This is a genomic window from Pelosinus baikalensis, assembly GCF_020819555.1.
Classification (GTDB): domain Bacteria; phylum Bacillota; class Negativicutes; order DSM-13327; family DSM-13327; genus Pelosinus; species Pelosinus baikalensis.
In genome coordinates this window covers 26,820-45,259 of sequence record NZ_JAJHJB010000038.1, presented here as the reverse complement: position 1 = coordinate 45,259, position 18,440 = coordinate 26,820, and the positions used below count along the sequence as shown (strand labels likewise).

The 18,440-nt window shown below is 36.5% G+C and carries 20 protein-coding genes and 1 other RNA gene; 1 reads left to right on the top strand and 20 read right to left on the bottom strand.

The features are described 5' to 3' along the window. Positions 1–164: 164 nt before the first annotated feature. The 19 genes from efp to LMF89_RS20235 all read right to left on the bottom strand — a co-directional run bounded on the left by efp (position 165) and on the right by LMF89_RS20235 (position 17,572). A complete protein-coding gene (gene efp, locus LMF89_RS20325; protein WP_007952820.1) occupies positions 165–722 on the bottom strand; it encodes an elongation factor P in 558 nt (185 codons plus the stop codon). Positions 723–763: 41 nt separating this feature from the next. Beyond that, entirely contained in the window at positions 764–1,828 is a 1,065-nt protein-coding gene (locus LMF89_RS20320; protein WP_369412661.1) for a M24 family metallopeptidase, read from the bottom strand. A gap of 229 nt (positions 1,829–2,057) precedes the next feature. Further along, on the bottom strand, positions 2,058–3,716 hold the full coding sequence (locus LMF89_RS20315; protein WP_229536669.1) for a peptidoglycan D,D-transpeptidase FtsI family protein: 1,659 nt from the start codon (positions 3,714–3,716) through the stop codon (positions 2,058–2,060). Between the two features lie 61 nt (positions 3,717–3,777). Then, the gene (locus LMF89_RS20310) at positions 3,778–3,978 is read right to left on the bottom strand and encodes a DUF4911 domain-containing protein (protein ID WP_007934029.1); all 201 of its coding nucleotides are present in this window, start codon (positions 3,976–3,978) and stop codon (positions 3,778–3,780) included. Continuing rightward, positions 3,971–5,200, bottom strand: coding sequence for a peptidase U32 family protein (locus LMF89_RS20305; RefSeq protein ID WP_229536668.1), 1,230 nt, complete (start codon positions 5,198–5,200; stop codon positions 3,971–3,973). The genes LMF89_RS20310 and LMF89_RS20305 overlap by 8 nt, the downstream gene beginning before the upstream one ends. Further along, on the bottom strand, positions 5,197–5,796 hold the full coding sequence (locus tag LMF89_RS20300) for an O-methyltransferase (RefSeq protein WP_229536667.1): 600 nt from the start codon (positions 5,794–5,796) through the stop codon (positions 5,197–5,199). The genes LMF89_RS20305 and LMF89_RS20300 overlap by 4 nt, the downstream gene beginning before the upstream one ends. A 13-nt stretch (positions 5,797–5,809) precedes the next feature. After that, positions 5,810–6,817, bottom strand: coding sequence for an endolytic transglycosylase MltG (gene mltG / locus LMF89_RS20295; protein ID WP_229536666.1), 1,008 nt, complete (start codon positions 6,815–6,817; stop codon positions 5,810–5,812). A 197-nt stretch (positions 6,818–7,014) separates the two neighbouring features. Beyond that, positions 7,015–7,356: a DUF1292 domain-containing protein gene (locus LMF89_RS20290; RefSeq protein WP_229536665.1), complete on the bottom strand. Its 342-nt coding sequence runs from the start codon at positions 7,354–7,356 to the stop codon at positions 7,015–7,017. Positions 7,357–7,425: 69 nt separating this feature from the next. Then, positions 7,426–7,842 (bottom strand): Holliday junction resolvase RuvX, encoded by a 417-nt coding sequence (gene ruvX / locus LMF89_RS20285; RefSeq protein WP_007952830.1) that lies wholly within the window; start codon positions 7,840–7,842, stop codon positions 7,426–7,428. Positions 7,843–7,869: 27 nt separating this feature from the next. After that, positions 7,870–8,124 (bottom strand): IreB family regulatory phosphoprotein, encoded by a 255-nt coding sequence (locus LMF89_RS20280; RefSeq protein WP_007934023.1) that lies wholly within the window; start codon positions 8,122–8,124, stop codon positions 7,870–7,872. 186 nt (positions 8,125–8,310) lie between these two features. Then, positions 8,311–10,929 carry an alanine--tRNA ligase gene (gene alaS / locus LMF89_RS20275; RefSeq protein WP_229536664.1) on the bottom strand — a complete coding sequence of 873 codons (2,619 nt, stop codon included), beginning with the start codon at positions 10,927–10,929 and terminating at the stop codon, positions 8,311–8,313. An 82-nt stretch (positions 10,930–11,011) separates the two neighbouring features. Continuing rightward, positions 11,012–12,037 carry an AI-2E family transporter gene (locus LMF89_RS20270; RefSeq protein ID WP_229536663.1) on the bottom strand — a complete coding sequence of 342 codons (1,026 nt, stop codon included), beginning with the start codon at positions 12,035–12,037 and terminating at the stop codon, positions 11,012–11,014. A 114-nt stretch (positions 12,038–12,151) separates the two neighbouring features. After that, positions 12,152–12,334, bottom strand: a complete 183-nt coding sequence (locus LMF89_RS20265) for a YrzR-like zinc ribbon domain (protein ID WP_007934014.1) — start codon at positions 12,332–12,334, stop codon at positions 12,152–12,154. 43 nt (positions 12,335–12,377) lie between these two features. Continuing rightward, a complete protein-coding gene (locus tag LMF89_RS20260; protein WP_229536662.1) occupies positions 12,378–12,881 on the bottom strand; it encodes a PRC-barrel domain-containing protein in 504 nt (167 codons plus the stop codon). Positions 12,882–13,032: 151 nt separating this feature from the next. Then, positions 13,033–14,124 carry a tRNA 2-thiouridine(34) synthase MnmA gene (mnmA, locus tag LMF89_RS20255; RefSeq protein ID WP_229536661.1) on the bottom strand — a complete coding sequence of 364 codons (1,092 nt, stop codon included), beginning with the start codon at positions 14,122–14,124 and terminating at the stop codon, positions 13,033–13,035. An 8-nt stretch (positions 14,125–14,132) separates the two neighbouring features. After that, a complete protein-coding gene (nifU, locus tag LMF89_RS20250) occupies positions 14,133–14,504 on the bottom strand; it encodes a Fe-S cluster assembly scaffold protein NifU (RefSeq protein ID WP_007952835.1) in 372 nt (123 codons plus the stop codon). A gap of 29 nt (positions 14,505–14,533) precedes the next feature. Continuing rightward, entirely contained in the window at positions 14,534–15,739 is a 1,206-nt protein-coding gene (gene nifS / locus LMF89_RS20245) for a cysteine desulfurase NifS (RefSeq protein WP_229536660.1), read from the bottom strand. Continuing rightward, positions 15,720–16,178 (bottom strand): RrF2 family transcriptional regulator, encoded by a 459-nt coding sequence (locus LMF89_RS20240; RefSeq protein ID WP_090937238.1) that lies wholly within the window; start codon positions 16,176–16,178, stop codon positions 15,720–15,722. The genes nifS and LMF89_RS20240 overlap by 20 nt, the downstream gene beginning before the upstream one ends. 104 nt (positions 16,179–16,282) lie before the next feature. Continuing rightward, positions 16,283–17,572 (bottom strand): replication-associated recombination protein A, encoded by a 1,290-nt coding sequence (locus LMF89_RS20235; protein WP_229536659.1) that lies wholly within the window; start codon positions 17,570–17,572, stop codon positions 16,283–16,285. A 187-nt stretch (positions 17,573–17,759) separates the two neighbouring features. Between LMF89_RS20235 and LMF89_RS20230 the strand changes: the two genes are divergently transcribed. Next, the gene (locus LMF89_RS20230) at positions 17,760–18,077 is read left to right on the top strand and encodes a hypothetical protein (protein WP_229536658.1); all 318 of its coding nucleotides are present in this window, start codon (positions 17,760–17,762) and stop codon (positions 18,075–18,077) included. Between the two features lie 120 nt (positions 18,078–18,197). Here the strand turns inward: LMF89_RS20230 and ssrS are convergent. Continuing rightward, positions 18,198–18,369: non-coding RNA, 6S RNA (gene ssrS, locus LMF89_RS20225), on the bottom strand. Positions 18,370–18,440 lie beyond the last annotated feature (71 nt).

Below are 18,440 nucleotides of genomic sequence, written 5' to 3'. Positions count from 1 at the left end.
AAATATTTGCTCTTTTTATACCAATTGGAGTTTACACAAAATCAGGGATACACCCTTTATTATTTTTTATTGTCCTCTTGACGGGTAGCACACCACTTCACTTAAGTAAGAGTACAGTTTCTTTTTTTATTCAATGAATAAACTATCCTAATGGCTCTCTCGCTTTATGCTCTTTCTAGATACTCTCCTGTACGAGTATCGACTCTCAAAACGTCACCAATATTAATAAATAAAGGTACACGTACTACACAGCCAGATTCCATTTTTGCTGGTTTCGTACCACCAGTAGCTGTATCTCCACGAATACCAGGATCCGTTTCAACAACTGTTAGCTCAACTGCAACAGGTAACTCAACACCAATTACCGTTCCTTGAAAAAACATGATGCTAATATTCATATTTTCTTTAAGATACTTTACTGCATCACCTAACTGCTCAGATGTTAATTCACTCTGTTCATAATTTTCATTATCCATAAAATTATAATTTCCATCGCTCTCATACAAATACTGCATTTCACGACGGTCCACATGAGCCTTAGGAAATTTTTCTCCCGGATTAAAGGTACGCTCAACCACTGCACCAGTACGTACATTTTTCATTTTCGTACGTACAAAGGCAGCACCTTTACCTGGTTTTACATGCTGAAAATCCACTATTTGCCAAACATTATTATCAATTTCAATTGTTGCTCCTGTACGAAAATCACTACTTGATATCATTTTACTACCTCCACAATCCCATTTAATAAAAGTAAAGAATTTTAATATAACTCTATTAACTGCTTACTACTAGCGGTCAATATTTGACACCCTTCATCACTAACTAAAACAGTGTCTTCAATGCGCACTCCGCCCCAATCAGGCAGGTAAATTCCTGGTTCAACTGTTACTACCATATTTCTCAATAAAACAGTATGTATATTAGCAGGAGAAAGCCTCGGCTCCTCATGGATATTAAGACCTAGCCCATGTCCTAATCCATGTCCGAAGAATTCACCAAAACCAGCGTCTATAATAATATTTCTGGATACAGTATCAACATCTTTGCCAATTTTTCCAGGGGCAACAGCCTGCACCCCAGCTAATTGAGCAGCCAAAACGATTTCATAAATTTCTTTTTGTTTAGCTGTAGCTTTTCCCATACAAATAGTGCGAGTAATATCAGAATGGTAGCCTTGATATACTGCACCAAAATCCATCGTTACAAAATCACCAAGTTCAATTATTTTTTCAGAAGCTCTCCCATGAGGTAGTGCCCCACGCCTACCAGAGGCCATGATGGTATCAAAGGCTGGCTTTTCTGCTCCGAACTTTCGCATATAATACTCTAATTCTAAAGCTACTTCCTGTTCAGTCATACCCGGCTTGATAAATGATACAATTCTAGAAAAAGCATTATCAGCAATTTCCACGGCTTTTTTTATCGATGCAATTTCATTCTCATCCTTTACCATACGTAAAGCATCCAACTGGACAGGAACTAGATTTACAGAATGCAAGTTGTTAATTAGTTCTTGATGTCCATCATAGGTAACAAAGTCACTTTCAAAACCAATTTGAAAGACTCCTAGCTTGTTAATCATTTCTGCCAAAGTTTTACCGACTGTATGATAACGCACAATTTCATATTGCGTAGCTTGCATAGTAGCTTGCTCAATATAACGAAAATCAGTTAATAAGAGATTAGAGTGATTAGAAATTAACAATATACCTGCCGAACCGCTGAACCCACTGAAATAATGTCTATTCTCTGGCTTCTGAATCAGCATGCATTCTAATTTATGTTCGTTCATAAACTTACGAAGTTTTATTAATCTGTTTTCCATATTAACTCGCGCTGCTAGTTCGATCAGCAGCTGCCTCCAATGCCAAAAGATAACTATGTCTTGGCCATAAGCAAAAACGATTCGGTTCGTGAATAGCCAAAACATAAGGCCTTTTTACTCTCATCATATCACAGCCTTAGCATAAGAATTCATTATCTTTTATATTTTATCATAAAATTAATTTATTGCCTAGTTCTTTGTACGCCAATTAACGTTATGCTACTATATCTCACGACTTGGTGATTTCTTTTATAATTTCATAAAACATGGGAGCAGCGATATCACTACCAGACATACCTTCTTCAACGAAAATAACTACCGCATATTGAGGATTTTGTACTGGAGCATAACCTGCAAACCAAGCATGGTTGATGCTTTGTCCATCTGCATTTTTTCTTCCAGTTTCGGCTGATCCAGTTTTACCCGCCGATCCAATTCCTTCAACATACGCCGCCTGACCTGTACCATAACGAGTGACAGCCATCATCATATCTTGAATTTGTGCGGCAGTTCTTGGAGATATAACTCGAATGCCTGGAGGCGTATCATATGCTTTTATAACTACACCATCAGCATTTGTCAGTTTACTAACGACATACGGTACCACTTTTATACCATCATTAGCAATGGTAGCTACCAAGGAGGCAATCTGTAGAGGCGTTGCCTCTAATTTGCCCTGGCCGATAGCTAAATTGGCAAGTTCACCTGAATAAAGATTATCAGATGGTGGTAAATAGCCTTCTGCCTCATCATTAAAATCTACACTCGTCTTATGACCAAAGCCAAATTTTTGTGCGTAGGAAATTAAGGATTCTGCGCCTATTTTTAAGCCCACTTCAATAAAAACAGGATTACTAGAATAAGCTAATGCTTCTTTAAAAGTTATTTGACCACGCCCCCCCTTATCATAGTCCCATCCATTAAAGCGTAGATGATCAACTTCAATATATCCTGGATCAAAAAATACATCCTCTGGCTGTATACTCTCTTGTTCTAAAGCTGCTGCTGCTGTTACCAACTTAAATACAGATCCAGGCTGATAGGGGGATATAGCTCTATTTAGTAAAGGTGCGCTACTTTGATTTAAATACTCCTCAAGATGATTTGCATTGAAATTGGGTCTTGAAGCCATGGCCAATATTTCGCCTGTAGTAGGACGCAATACTACTACTGCTCCCTTGATACCATGCTTGTCTACTATATTTTCTACTGCTTTTTGGATTTGTTTGTCTAAGGTTAACACTACATTACTTGGGTCGGAATGGCTTGATAATCGCAATCTCTTATAGCCAAGTCCTGGAATAATTTGTTGTCCGGCATCCACTAGCGCAACTGCATATTCTGGCTGATTGCCCCTTAACATATCATCATACATGCCTTCAATGCCGCTAACTCCCTGATTATCTGCAAGATTAATATAACCTTTAATATGTGCAGCCAAAGGAAGATATCCATATCTAACTTTCTCTGCTACTACCACAACTCCTGGAATTAGTGCCTTATTTATTTTTTCTCCCATGGCAGCATCAATTTTACTCTTTATTTTAAATGGTCGATGATTTTCTGTAATTTGCGAAAAAAGATTCGGTTCTGAGATTCCCGTTAATTCGGATAATTGTTCGGCAGCCATTGCTGCATTTAGAATTTGTCCAGGAAAAACAGCGATTTTATAATGCTGCGCCGTATTTGTTAATGGTAATCCATTTCGATCTACAATTTCTCCTCGCGCAACCTCAATAGGTACTTCCTGAATACGCATAATTAAACTCTGCGTTACTAAATTATCATTCTCAATAACCTGCAAATAAAATAAACGTATAATCAATAAACTACCAAATAGTACAAAGAAAATTAACAACTTATAAATGCGTAAAATTTGCAATGCCATACGATCACCTCAATGATAGTATGGCATTGCTTGGCAAAATTATTATTTTTTTATCACTAATCTAAACATAATCAAAATCAATCGGAAGATTTGCTAAAATATCCTGCACCTCTTTACACGTGTCAGGTGTAACACGAATACGCAATACCCCGATCGTATCCTTTACCGTCGTCACTACCCCAAAATATTCATAACCTTCCATAATTCGATTTAGATAATTAATATGTTTTACATCTAGACGAATCAAAATTTCCTCACGCATTCTTTGGTACCTCGCGTCGTAACATAGCGTATTCTACTACCTCTTGGCGCATTCGCATCTTAAAGAGTTGTTGAGGGTGAGGTGCGGTACTAATACTATTATCTTCTATGTCGAACATTTCAGTAATTACCTGGCTAAAATTAGGTTTTCCTGGTTGCATAATTTCTATTTCCTGTCCGACTTTTATATTGTTACGTTGTTCAATAGTAGCCATTTTGGTTGTTGGGTCATAGTTTTTGACTAAACCAATAAAATCAAAAGTTTGTTCATAAGAGGAAGTTCCATAGATCTGATCTTCTTGAGTTGCTTTGTTGAAATAAAATCCACTGGTATAAGCACGATGAGAAATTTTCTGCAACTCTTCCAGCCATTCGGCTTTAACACTGTAATGATCCGGATCGTTTACATAAGCATCAATAGCCTCCCGATATACCTTAATGACAGTAGCTGCATAATGCACACTTTTCATACGTCCTTCTATCTTGAAACTATTTAAACCACTATTAATTAATTCTGGAATATGAGGGAGTAAGCATAAGTCTTTTGAGTTGAAGATATATGTCCCGCGTTCATCTTCCATAACAGGATAATATTCTCCTGGACGTTTTTCTTCCACTAAGCTAAATTTCCAACGACAGGGTTGGGCACATTGACCTCGATTTGCATCACGATCTGTAAAATAATTGCTCATCAAACAACGTCCCGAATAAGAAATACACATAGCTCCATGAACAAAGGCTTCTAGTTCAATAGTAACTTTATCACGAATTACAGTAATATCTGCTAATGACAGCTCCCTAGCTAATACTACTCGATTAGCCCCTAATTCCTGCCAAAACAGTACTGATGACCAATTGGTATTATTAGCTTGGGTGCTGATATGTATGGGCAGATTAGGTGCAACTTCTCGGATAATACGGTATACACCTAAATCTGCGACAATAACCGCATCGACGTGGCAATCAGACAAATATCGAATATAATCTGGCAATGTCGGTAAATCTTCATTATGGGGAAATATATTTACCGTTACATATGCTTTTTTTTGCAAACTATGAGCAAATTCAACTCCTTCTTTAAGTTCATCTTCCGTAAAGTTGTCACTAAAAGCTCGCAATCCAAAAGACTTTCCTGCCAAAAAAACTGCATCTGCACCATACAAAAGAGCCATCTTGAGTTTCTCAAGATTACCTGCTGGTGCTAAAAGTTCGGGTTTTTTCACTTTTTATTCGCTCCTTGATAATAAGAAATAGCTACGCCGTCACCCTCATAATGAATCGTAGTAGAAAATCTCGGATCTGTATTCACAAATTGTAAATATTCTTTTAAACGCTTAACAATTGTTTTATAGCGCCGAAGGGGAGGATCTTCACTCATGACCATCCCCCGAAACAATACATTATCAGCTATCACAACGGCACCACTAGAAAGTTTATCTATGATTTTGCATAAATAATCAAGATACTGTGCTTTAGCGGCATCAATAAATACCATATCAAATGTACCCTCAAGCTGTAATAAAATAGTACTGGCGTCTCCATCTAAAAGTTGAATTTGTTCGCTCTTACCAGCTCTAGCGATATAATCATAGGCAAGATCAATGCGAGCAGCGTCTTGTTCAATTGTAATAATTTTACCATCTTCAGGCATATAATGAGCCATAAGCAAAGCTGAATAACCAATCGCAGTGCCTATTTCTAAAATTGATTTTGGTTTATTCTTTTTTACAACATCAATTAATCGGCTACTGCTTATTTTATTAATAATTGGCACATTATATTCAGCAGCATATTCTTCAATTTCTTTAAACAAGTCCAATATATCACCCCTATTATTTACGAACCTCTTCGATTGCTGCAAGATGCTCCTCATATGTTGTGCTAAAATGATGTGCGCCCTGTTGATCAGCCACAAAATATACAAATTGCGTTTCTTTAGGATATAAAACAGCATTAATTGCTGCTATTCCAGGATTTGCGATAGGTCCGGGAGGCAAACCCATATGCTGATAGGTATTATAAGGTGATGGAAGTTCAGTATCTTGTACTGAGAGCTCTGCTTTAGGATAACCTAAAATATATTGAATCGTAGCACAAGACTGCAAAGGCATTCCTAATTTCAAACGATTGATAAATACTCCAGCAATAACTGAACGATCAGCTTCTATCTGAGCTTCTTTCTCCACTAAAGAGGCTAAAATAATAACATCCTTAATCGAAAAGCCCATTTGATTTGCTCTTGATCGCATACTCTCGTTAAATTCTTTATCAAATTGAGATATCATCATACTCAGTAACTGTTCCTCAGTAGTTCCTTTAGTAATTTGATACGTATCCGGAAAAATATAACCTTCAGCCTTATATATTACATTAGGATTCTGATTTGCCATATAAGGAAATGGAGTAGCCTTTTGAGCTAGCTGCTGAAATTTTTCTGCACTACCTAATTGTTTTTCTTGTATTAGTTTAGCAATTTGTCCGACAGTATATCCCTCTGGTATGGTGATTTGTTGATATAACCTTTGCCCCTTTGCCAACATGGCAACAATTTGCTGTACAGTCATATCCTTAGTTAAAACATATTCACCAGCCTGTAGGGAATTTGCTAAGCCTTGAGTTTTTGCAATAACATGGAATACAAAAACACTTTTTATAGCACCTTGCTCTTGTAAAAGCTCTCCAATCTCATTGGCTGCCATTCCAGGTTTAACGGAAATAACAAATGTTTCTCCTGCAGGCGAAGTAACAGGTTGTGTTAACTTATATATGATACTTCCCAAACAAAGACAAATTAACACCAATACAATATGCCATTTAAACTGCCTCAACCTATACGTCATAGGATACCTCACCTCTGTTTGTATCTGTTTTATAAAGGGAATGGCTTTATCTGATAATGAAGCCGCTCTAAAAGTCTTCTTTATTATACACAAAAAGACAAAAAAAGACTAGGCTTCTGCCAAGTCTTAGACTTAGGCAAAAGCCTTAGCTTAAAAAAACTTCAATTATCATTATATCAACTGAAAAAAGATGAAGCCTATTCGGCTTCATCTTCTACCATTAATTCTTCATAAGCTTTACGAACTTCTTCAAACTCTTCATCGGTAGGATCGACATATATTTCCTCGCCATTTTCATCAGTATCAATGCGCGCAATATATACATCAACTTCATCTTCAGAACAACCGCATCCAGCACTACATCCGCAATCTTCTTCCTCTTCGCCATCTTCAATGGGAATCAAAATAGCATACTGCTTGTCACCAACTGGAACAATCATTTCCTCACGATAATAATATTCATTACCCTCTTCATCAGTCATAACGACTACGAGCTCTTCATCCAATTCTTCGAGGTCATCTTTTTCAATATCAGCCATTCATTTCACCTCTTCCTTTTAATGTACATGTAATTTTATCTTAGAAAAGTTATCCTGTCAAGGAAGTTATTAACAAGATAAACTATCTAGATACCCTTGTAAAATAAATACTGCTGCCATCTTATCAATCACTTTTTTACGTTTCGCACGACTTACGTCGGCAGCAATAAGTGCTTTTTGCGCTCCAACAGTAGATAAACGCTCATCCCATAAAACTACTTTCATTGTAGGGAACGTTTCAGCTACCAGATTAGCAAAGGTTTGCATTAATTCACCTCTAGGACCAATGGAACCATTCATATTTTTAGGTAAACCAATAAGGATTGTCCCAACTTCATACTCAGTAATAATTTCATTTAAACGACTAAGATCTCTTTCCAAAGAGGTACGACGAATCACCTCAATACCTTGTGCTGTTAATAATAACAAGTCACTTGCCGCCACACCAATCGTTTTATCACCAACATCAAGAGCTAGTATGCGCATTTATCCTCCCACTATACCTAAAGCATATTATTTATCTTTGAGATATGCTCTTACCAACTCTTCTAGAAGTTCATCCCTTTCTAATTTGCGTATTAAACCACGGGCATTATTATAGCTGGTAATGTATGTAGGATCTCCAGATAATAGATACCCGACTAATTGATTAATTGGATTATATCCTTTAGTCTTTAACGACTGATATACAGCATTAATTACCATGGCTGCATTATTCTCTTCATTATCCACACGAAACATCATAGTATCTTCCGATATATTAGGCATTGAGCATCCTCCTCTCTTATATTATCTCCGCCTCTAACCATTATATTCTACCTTGACTAGTTATTTCCTCTAGAAAAATAAAAATACTTATATCCTTCAACTTATTAAACGATATACTATGTAATCATTTTTTACAAATAAAAAGTGTACTTAGAGTATAAAAATCCTTCTAAGTACACTTTCCTGTTATTTAACTTGATTTTTAATAACTTCTAGAACAAACTGCAATGCATCAGAAATTTTCTCTGGCTGCTTGCCACCTGCTTGTGCCATATCAGGGCGACCGCCGCCGCCGCCGCCAGTAATTTTAGAAACTTCTTTTACAATATTACCAGCATGAATACCTTTATTAATCGCTTCTTTCGTTGCCATCGCAACAAAATTAACTTTATCAGCATGAATAGATCCAAGGGTTACAACACCGCATTTTAAGCGATCACGCACCATATCAGCAATCGTACGCAAACCCTCTATATCATTAATACTTACCTGACCGACAACAACTTGTACACCATTAACCTCTTGTACCTTGGACAATAAATCCATTACTTCACTATGCGCTAATTTACTAGCAAGAGCAGCTAATTCATTTTCTAATTCTTTAACACGGTTCATAACACTCTCTACTTTTACAACAAGTTCCTCAGGGCGTGATTTTAATTTTAACGCTGTGCTTAATAACACCTGATCTCGCCCATTAATATATTCCATAGCTCCACTACCTGTTACAGCTTCAATCCTTCGAATGCCGGAACCAATACCCGCTTCACTAACAATCTTAAACACGCATATTTCAGAGGTCTTCACAACATGACTGCCACCACATAATTCCTTACTAACGCTGCCAACAGAAACAACTCTAACTGTTTCACCATATTTTTCACCAAATAATGCTACCGCACCCATTTCTTTGGCTTTATCCTGCTTAGTTTCTACGATAGTAACAGAAATATTTTCTAAAATTGCATGATTTACTAATTTTTCTATTTCTAGGAGTTGTTCTGAGGTAACTTGAGAAAAGTGTGAAAAGTCAAAACGTAATCTTTCGGGGCTTACCAGCGACCCAGATTGATTTACATGGGTACCCAATACTTGTTTTAAAGCCGCATGCAACAAATGGGTAGCCGTATGATTACGGGCAATTTCACGACGTCTATTTTCATCAACTTTAAGTTTGACAAGATCTCCAACTCTGAATAAACCTTCAGTAACATTCCCAACATGATAGGTAGTACCATTTACTAGTTTTCTAGTAGCAGTAATTTTCATTTTTCCTAATGAACCTTCAAGGAATCCAGTATCACCAACTTGGCCACCGCCTTCTGCATGAAAAGAAGTCACATCCAGAATAAATGCTACATCTTCACCATCATGAACTTCATCAGCTAGGATACCATTCTTCCAAGCGAGTATAATGTTTCCATTTTCAGCGTGTTCATCAACAATGAGCTTTTCTGTTTCTAGATGAGATAAATCTGGAATAATCTGCTGGTCCTCATGGTCCTGGCGAGCAGCTCGTGCTCGCTCACGTTGTTCTTTCATGGCAGAATCAAAATTTGGTTTATCTAGCTGCATGTCATGTTCTTCTAATATTTCTAAAGTCAGCTCCCAAGGAAAACCAAAAGTATCGTACAATTTAAATGCAGTAGCGCCATCCAGTACAGAAATATTCAATTCTTTTAACTTTTGAATGTGTCCATTCAATAATTCCATACCTTGTACTAATGTTGTTTGAAAGCGTTCTTCTTCTAACTGAATCACTTTTTTAATATAGGATTGCTTTTCTACTAAATCGGGATAAGCTTCAGCAAATATGGTATTGACGATATCAACCATCGGAACCAAGAATATTTTTTCAATTCCCAGCAAACGGGCATGACGAACTGCTCTACGCAAAATACGACGCAGTACATATCCTCTGCCTTCATTTGAAGGCAATATACCATCACCGATCATTACCGTCATACTACGAATATGATCGGCAATTACTTTTAATGAAACATCAGTTTTATTATTAGAGCCATATTCAACATTCGCTACTTTTGCTGCATGCTCTATGAGCGGAAATAATAAATCTGTTTCAAAATTTGATCTTTTTTTCTGTAAGACAGAAGCAATACGTTCAAGTCCTGCTCCTGTATCAATATTTTTCTTAGCTAAAGGAGTATAATTACCAACTTCATCACGATCGTATTGTGTAAATACTAAATTCCAAATTTCTAGAAAACGATCACAGTCACAACCTACTGCACAATCGGATTTATTACAGCCTCGTTCCTCACCCAAATCAAAATAAATTTCTGAACATGGCCCACATGGTCCAGGACCGATCTCCCAAAAATTATCCGCCATTCTAATGATTCGATCGGCTGGTATATGTATATCATTATGCCATATCGCAAATGCTTCATCATCTTCTGTATGAATCGTTATCCACAATTTATCTTTAGGCATTTCTAAATGCTCAGTAATAAATTCCCAAGCCCAAGCGATCGCTTCTTTTTTAAAATAATCGCCAAAAGAAAAGTTGCCTAACATCTCAAAAAAAGTGTGATGACGAGCAGTACGACCCACATTCTCGATATCACCTGTACGCACACATTTCTGACTCGTGCTAATACGCGGATGGGGCGGATTCATTTTACCTGTAAAAAAAGGTTTAAATGGTGCCATACCTGCACCAACTAATAATAATGTAGGATCATTTTCAGGAATCAATGGATAACTTTGCAAAATCAAATGATCTTTACTTTTAAAAAAATCTAAAAATTTCTTACGTAGTTCATTTCCACTTATATAATTCAAGTTTCTCAACCTCCAGATAGTTAGGCATACTCTCGTTCGACATTATACATAAATTATCGCATGATGTCAATTAATGGCTGCCTTAAAGCAACACTTTAACAATATGACGGACCAAGACTTTTCCAATTGCTGCGACTGGAACACCAAGCAACATTCCAATAATTCCCGCCACTTCACCACCAACAAAAACAACAAAAATTACACTTAACGGATGAAGCCCAATATTTACACCAATGATTTTAGGATGAATAATATTTCCTTCTATTTGCTGAATAATAAAAAAGAGTAAAATGACTTTTATCGTCAGCCACGGTGATTCCAAAATGGCCAGCATGACTGCTGGTGAAGCCCCTATAATAGGACCAAAATAAGGAATTATGTCGAATAAGGCTGCTAAGATGCCAATAATTAAAGCAAACTTTACCTGTAGCAAATACAAGCCGATTGTTACAAACACACCAATAATGGAAGCCACTAATAATTGACCTCGAATAATCCCCCCTAAGACTTTGTCGGCATCCCGAAAAAATAAAACTAACTCTGCTCGCCAGCCACTTGGCAATAATGCTAAAATTTCGCTTTTAATTTTATACCAGTCATGAAGAAGATAAAATGCTAATATTGGGCTAATGGCCAAACCAATAGAATGACTAATAATTTTAATAATAAAATTTACCACTTGCCCCATAAACTCCTGCATTTCATTTTCTAATAGCAATAAATTATTATCAATTGCGATGCGCAAATAATAAGGAAGTGCAGAATTTTGATACTGTGACTGCATTTGTGTTAGTAGTTTATTAATATTTTCTATCATAAATGGTAAATCCAGGGCAAAAGACTGTAACTCTTTAATAAATAGAGCAAGCAACTTACTTCCTCCAATAATAACAACACCAAACAAAATAATATATACAGCAATAATTGCCCACAATCTTCCTATATTTTTTCTCTCTAAATAACATACTGCAGGATTTAATAAATAAGCCAAAAACAAGCCAATGATAAAAGGATATAATGCATTATGCACCATCCAAAAGAAATATAAGAAACAAATAAGAATTACAATAATAAGAGTAATTCTTATCGCTGCCTTAGTTACTAACATAAAAATCACTCCATCATGATATCGTCATACACTCTAGCGGGTACAAGCAAAAGGGAGACCCTCAGGTCTCCACTTTATCTAAAGTAATGTATCCCATGCTGTACATTTTCCATTTTATTGTGCAACTGTTTCCAATGGGTCTAAATAAAGTGTTAATGTTCCATCTGGCTGAACACTGAAAATTTTAATGTCATCTCCACGAATAATGAACTCTATGCAGCAATCCCAACAATAATATTGTGCAGCTCCCACTTTTCCAATTGCCCGATTACTATTGCATACAGGGCAAGCTGTCATACATATACACCTCTCATAATAGAATAATAGCTTTTATTATTCTTTACTCTTCTTTATGCAGTAATTTTGCCATTTCTCCTGGAACAATTACTGTATCTTTTCCAACGATTTGTATTTTAGGCAGCGGCATTATCCTACGACCATATAGTAGATCACTTACTAAACTATCCGATATTTGGTACCATTTCATTTCGCCAGTACTAGTGTCAAAAAAAATATCCACTAATATACCCAATCGCAAACCATCTTCTGTAATAATTTCTTTCTTAAATAATTCTTTTACATAGTAATTACTTGTTATTTCAAAGATAGCGGCACATTGCTGCATTACAGAATGATTACGTACCATAACAGCATCACGACCTACACTTAAAAGGTCCACATAAGCAATCCCCATTTCAAAAGCTTTTTGTTTTTCTTCATCAATTGTAACGCCATATACCCTTGCCTCTTCGATATGTAAAACTACATCTTTTATTTGGCCAATTTGCGTGCCTGTTTCAGTTTCCAATAATGGCAGTCCAAGTAGATCTTGCAACCTGTTCATAAAAAATGGCCTCCAAATGTAGATTGTAATCTTAGTATTACCAAAATCCCGTATTTTTATAAATATTCAAAGGTTCTTACCATTCTCAAAAACAACAAAGGACTTGGCATAATGCCAAGCCCTTCCACATAAAGCCTGTCCTCTATTATTCTCAAATCGAATTTCTAATAATACCTCCACCAATGACCATGTCTTTATCATAAAAGACCACTGATTGCCCCGGTGTAATGGCGCGCTGCGGTTCAGAGAATCTCACATGTACACGGCCTTCAGTCAGAGGAGTCACTACAGCAACCCCTTCACGAGAACCATAACGAATTTTAGCCGAAACTGTAATTGGTTTTTCTAAACGATCAATTGTAATAAAATTTAAATCTTCAGCAATGAGTTCAGAAGAAAATACATCTTCATTAGAACCAACAATAACTTGATTATTTGCAAAATCTAATTTTACTACATACAGTGGCTTTCCTGCTGCAATACCTAACCCTTTACGTTGACCAATCGTGTATAACGGCAGACCCTGATGTTGCCCTACTATTGTTCCATGTACATCGATTATATTACCTGGACGTAAGGAATCAGGCGATTTTTCTGCCAAAAATCCCTTATAATCATCATCGGGCACAAAACAGATCTCTTGACTTTCAGGTTTATTAGCAACAGATAATCCAAATTCAGCTGCTAATTCTCTTGTTCTTACTTTCGTATAATCACCTAAAGGCATCAAAAAATGTTTTAGTGTATTTTGATTCAGATGATATAGAGCGTAGGATTGATCTTTAGTATGATCGATTCCTTTACTTAATGTATGCCTACCTAATGTATCATCATATCCGATACGGGCATAATGACCAGTAGCAACATACTCAGCACCTAAAGCTAATGCCTTTTGCAATAAACCTTCAAATTTAACATAACGATTGCAAGCAATACAAGGATTCGGAGTCTTTCCCGCTCCATATTCGGCTACAAAATAGTCAATAACAGTATCTTCGAACATTTCACGAAAATTTAAGACATAATAAGGTATGCCTATTTTATCAGCAACCCTGCGGGCATCATCAACTGCACTTAGCGAACAGCATCCGCGATTTTCATCATCACTTTCTGGCACATCTTTATCCCATATTTGCATAGTTGCACCAATGACATCATATCCTTGCTGCACCAAAAGGGCGGCAGTTAAAGAACTGTCCACCCCTCCGCTCATCGCTACAAGAACTCTTGGTTTTGTACTCATGAATTAAATCACTTTCCTTTTTTGCTGATATAGTCTTTAATCGCTTCATGCAATGCATCGGCTGCTAAATTGGAACAGTGCATTTTAGCGGGGGGAAGACCATCTAGAGCTTCAGCTACTGCATCATTTGAAATTTTTAAAGCTTCATCAAGGGTTTTTCCCATTACTAACTCTGTTACCATACTACTAGTAGCAATGGCGGCACCACAGCCAAAAGTTTTAAATTTCACATCTTTAATAATATCATCTTGAACGTCTAAATAAATTCTCATGATGTCTCCGCATTTGGCATTGCCAACTTCTCCAACACCATTAGCGTTTTCTATTTCACCCACATTGCGAGGATTTGTAAAATGATCCATTACTTTTTCAGTATACATAAAAAGTGTCCCCTTTCAAATAAATTAAATTAATGATGATCGCATTGACTACAAGGATTATTAGCTGCTAATTTGGAATTAGCATTTAATGGTGACATACTCCGCAATCTCTCAAGAATTTGTGGCAATACTTCTAAGCAATAATTTATATCAGCTTCTGTGTTGCCACGTCCTAAAGAGAGTCGAAGTGAGCCGTGTGCGACTTCATGTGTAAGACCCATAGCCAATAAGACATGAGATGGATCGAGAGATCCTGAAGTGCATGCTGAACCGCTTGATGCGGCAATACCTTTTAAATCTAGATTTAAAAGAAGAGACTCCCCTTCCACATATAAGAAACTAATATTTACGTTACCTGGTAAACGAATTTCTTTATGACCGTTTAGCTTAATATCAGGAATCTTTTCTTGGATTCCTTTAATCAGTTTATCCCTTAGATTTGTAAGATGTGAAATTCTTTGATCTAATTCAATCCTGGCAAGTTCGGCAGCTTTTCCTAATCCTACAATACCAGGTACATTTTCAGTTCCCGGTCTTAGCTTGCGTTCTTGAGAGCCACCATGCTGCGTAGATTCAATTTTTACACCCTTACGTATATAAATAGCTCCAATACCTTTTGGACCATATATTTTGTGTCCTGACAAACTAAGTACATCGATATTAAGTTCATTCACATCAATATGACAATTCCCTACAGCTTGTACTGCGTCTGTATGAAAATATATTTTCTTTTCTTTTGCTAATTGTCCAATCTCTTTAATGGGTTGGATCGTACCTACTTCGTTATTAGCAAACATTACACTGATGAGTATTGTCTTATCAGTAATGGCATTTTTTACATCTTCTACGCTAACCATAGCATTTTCATCAACTGGCAAATAAGTAACTGTAAAACCTTGTTTCTCTAAGTATTCACAGGCGTGTAATATCGCATGATGTTCAATAGCTGTAGTAATGATATGATTTCCTTTTTTTCGATTAGCAAAAGCAATGCCTTTTAATGCAAGATTATCTGACTCTGTGCCGCCGCTAGTAAAAAAAATTTCATTTGCAGCAGCACCAAGTAAAGTTGCTACACTGTTTCTTGCCTCTTCTACTGCCTTACGAGTTTCACGGCCAAAAGAGTGAATACTAGAAGGGTTACCAAATTTTTCTGTCATATATTCTAGCATTACCTTTGCTACTTCCCTATCCACTGGTGTAGTAGCCGAATGATCAAAATAAATTCTTTCCATTATCACATACATCTCCTTGTAATTGTTCTTCTTGGCACAAGTCAGCAAGAGAAATTGAATCTAAAACAGAACTTATACTGTCGCAAACTTTAGCCCAAACACCACGGGTTACACAAATTTCAGCTCGCTCACAATAATCATTGTCCTCTGCATCTGTTAACAAACAATCAACTAAGACAATAGGACCTTCCATCGTTCTTATAATATCGCCAACTGAAATTTTTTCAGGTTCTTTGCTTAAAGAATATCCACCTTGCGCGCCACGAATACTTTTAACATATCCAGCATTGCGTAAAGTACTCATGAGTTGTTCTAAGTAATTTTCAGAAATTTTTTGTCGCTGTGCGATACTTTTTAAAGATATTGGTCCCTCTCCATAGTGCATAGCTAAATCATACATGGCCGCCACACCATAACGTCCTTTTGTAGATATTTTCACATTAGCCTCTCCTCTTTGCTATATCCTAGTATTCCTAGTAGCATAGTAGGTTTTCTTATTTATTAATATACCAAAATAATTGCAGAATGTCAAAATGAAATTATTTATTTTTTGATATTTTCTTCTTTACCATTTTTGCTAGGTCTGTAATAGACTGTACCAACCAATGCATCTGGCAAATAGTGTTGTTTGACAATATTACCCTCATAATTATGGGGGTATAAATAATTTGCACCATGACCTAATTTTTTAGCGCCTTGATAATGTGCATCTCGTAAATGAAGAGGAACTGATCCACAATTTTTTTGTTTAAGATCATTGATTGCCTGATCAATAGCCATATAACATGCATTACTTTTTGGCGCTGTTGCAATATAAATCACAGCCTGTGACAAAATAATCCTCGCTTCGGGCATGCCAATGAACTGAACTGCTTGGGCAGCTGCCATTGCGACGACTAAAGCCTGAGGATCTGCATTACCAACGTCTTCAGCTGCACAGATTACGATACGCCTAGCAATAAACTTAACATCTTCCCCTGCAGCAACCATACGTGCCAAGTAATGTACTGCAGCATCAGCATCAGATCCACGCATACTCTTAATAAAAGCCGAAACGATATCATAATGATGATCTCCGGATTTGTCGTAAGGCTGTATTCTTTCGCCCACTACTTCTTTGAGAATGGAAATCGTTATTTTTTTTGTATTCATTGAACTCATCATAGTGGCTGATTGTTCTATAATATTTAATGCTACTCTTGCATCACCACCTGATAGGTCAGCAATGATCGATAATGTTTCTTGATCATATACAAGATTAAACTTACCGAGACCACGTTCATGGTCTGCAAGGGCTTGTTCCATGATTTCTACCAGCTCTGCCACTCCAAGGGATTTTAAACGAATTACTCTCATTCTAGATAGTAAGGCAGCATTTACTTCAAAATAAGGATTTTCAGTTGTTGCACCAATTAGAATGATCCTGCCATCTTCCACATAAGGCAACAATACATCTTGTTGCCCTTTATTAAATCGATGTATTTCATCAATAAAAACAATCGTACGCTGGCGATAAAATCCAAGCCTTTCTTGTGCAGCCTCGACAATCTTACGAATATCTGCAATGCCTGCTGACACTGCATTCAATTTTTCAAAATAACTACCGGTACTATTGGCAATGATTTGCGCTAAGGTCGTTTTCCCCGTACCCGGTGGTCCAAAAAAAATCATCGAAGGAAGATTATCGCCATCAATCATCTTTCGTAAAAATTTATCTTCGCCGATAATATCATTCTGTCCAATAAACTCATCCAAAATTCTTGGACGCATACGTACAGCTAAAGGAGCTGTTTGGTTATTCTCTACTTGATTGGAATATGAAAATAAATCCATTATATCACCTTCTCATCAAAATATATTAAATTTTACTATTTTCCATTTTATTACAATTTTTTCCAATTAATATTTTTCTTTGACTTTATATACAGCTTTTATTATACTTTATATAAGTGCTTGTAGTAACTTGTATTTTTTTAAATTAATATGAAATTTATTAATTAAAGGACGGGTAATAAAAACTATGGAAGACATTCTTCGCCAGCTCCTCGCAGGTCAAAAACAAATTACAGAACGTTTTGATCTTATCGATCAACAACTTGATACGTTAACAGAGGGACAAGCCTCTATCAATGATAGGCTTGATAACTTGCAAGATGATCTCCTAAGTCTAAGCAGCGATGTTTCCAATCTTAAAGGTGATGTTTTAGCTATTCGTAAGGATACTACAACCTTGAAAAAAGATGCTAGCGCCATAAAAAAAGACTTACGTTATGCTTGGGAAGATATTCAAAAATTGGATAAGCGTGTACATATTCATGAAAGTTTAATCGCAAAATAAAACGGTCTACATAAGATGGTCTTATTATTAGCCACAACTTATCAATCAAATTAAGCCGCTCTAAGTCTCACCTATAAAAGATGAGAATTTTAGAGCGGCTTTTTAAACATTAAAATAAAACGATACTCCACCATGCCGTAGTGCTAGTGTTTTGAACCTGCTTAAGCAGGTGGGTGCCCTCCTGCTCACATTAGGTTTCCCTAAAAGGGCATACTGCAGTAAGCAGAGATAAGCTCCCTAGTACAATGTGTTGGATCAAAACATCTAACGTTTACGTACACAGTAGAGTCATTACTTTCTTAAAATTATAGTAACAAATCCATCACTAAATAGCAAGAATGAGAGCAAGGAACATTTTACCAT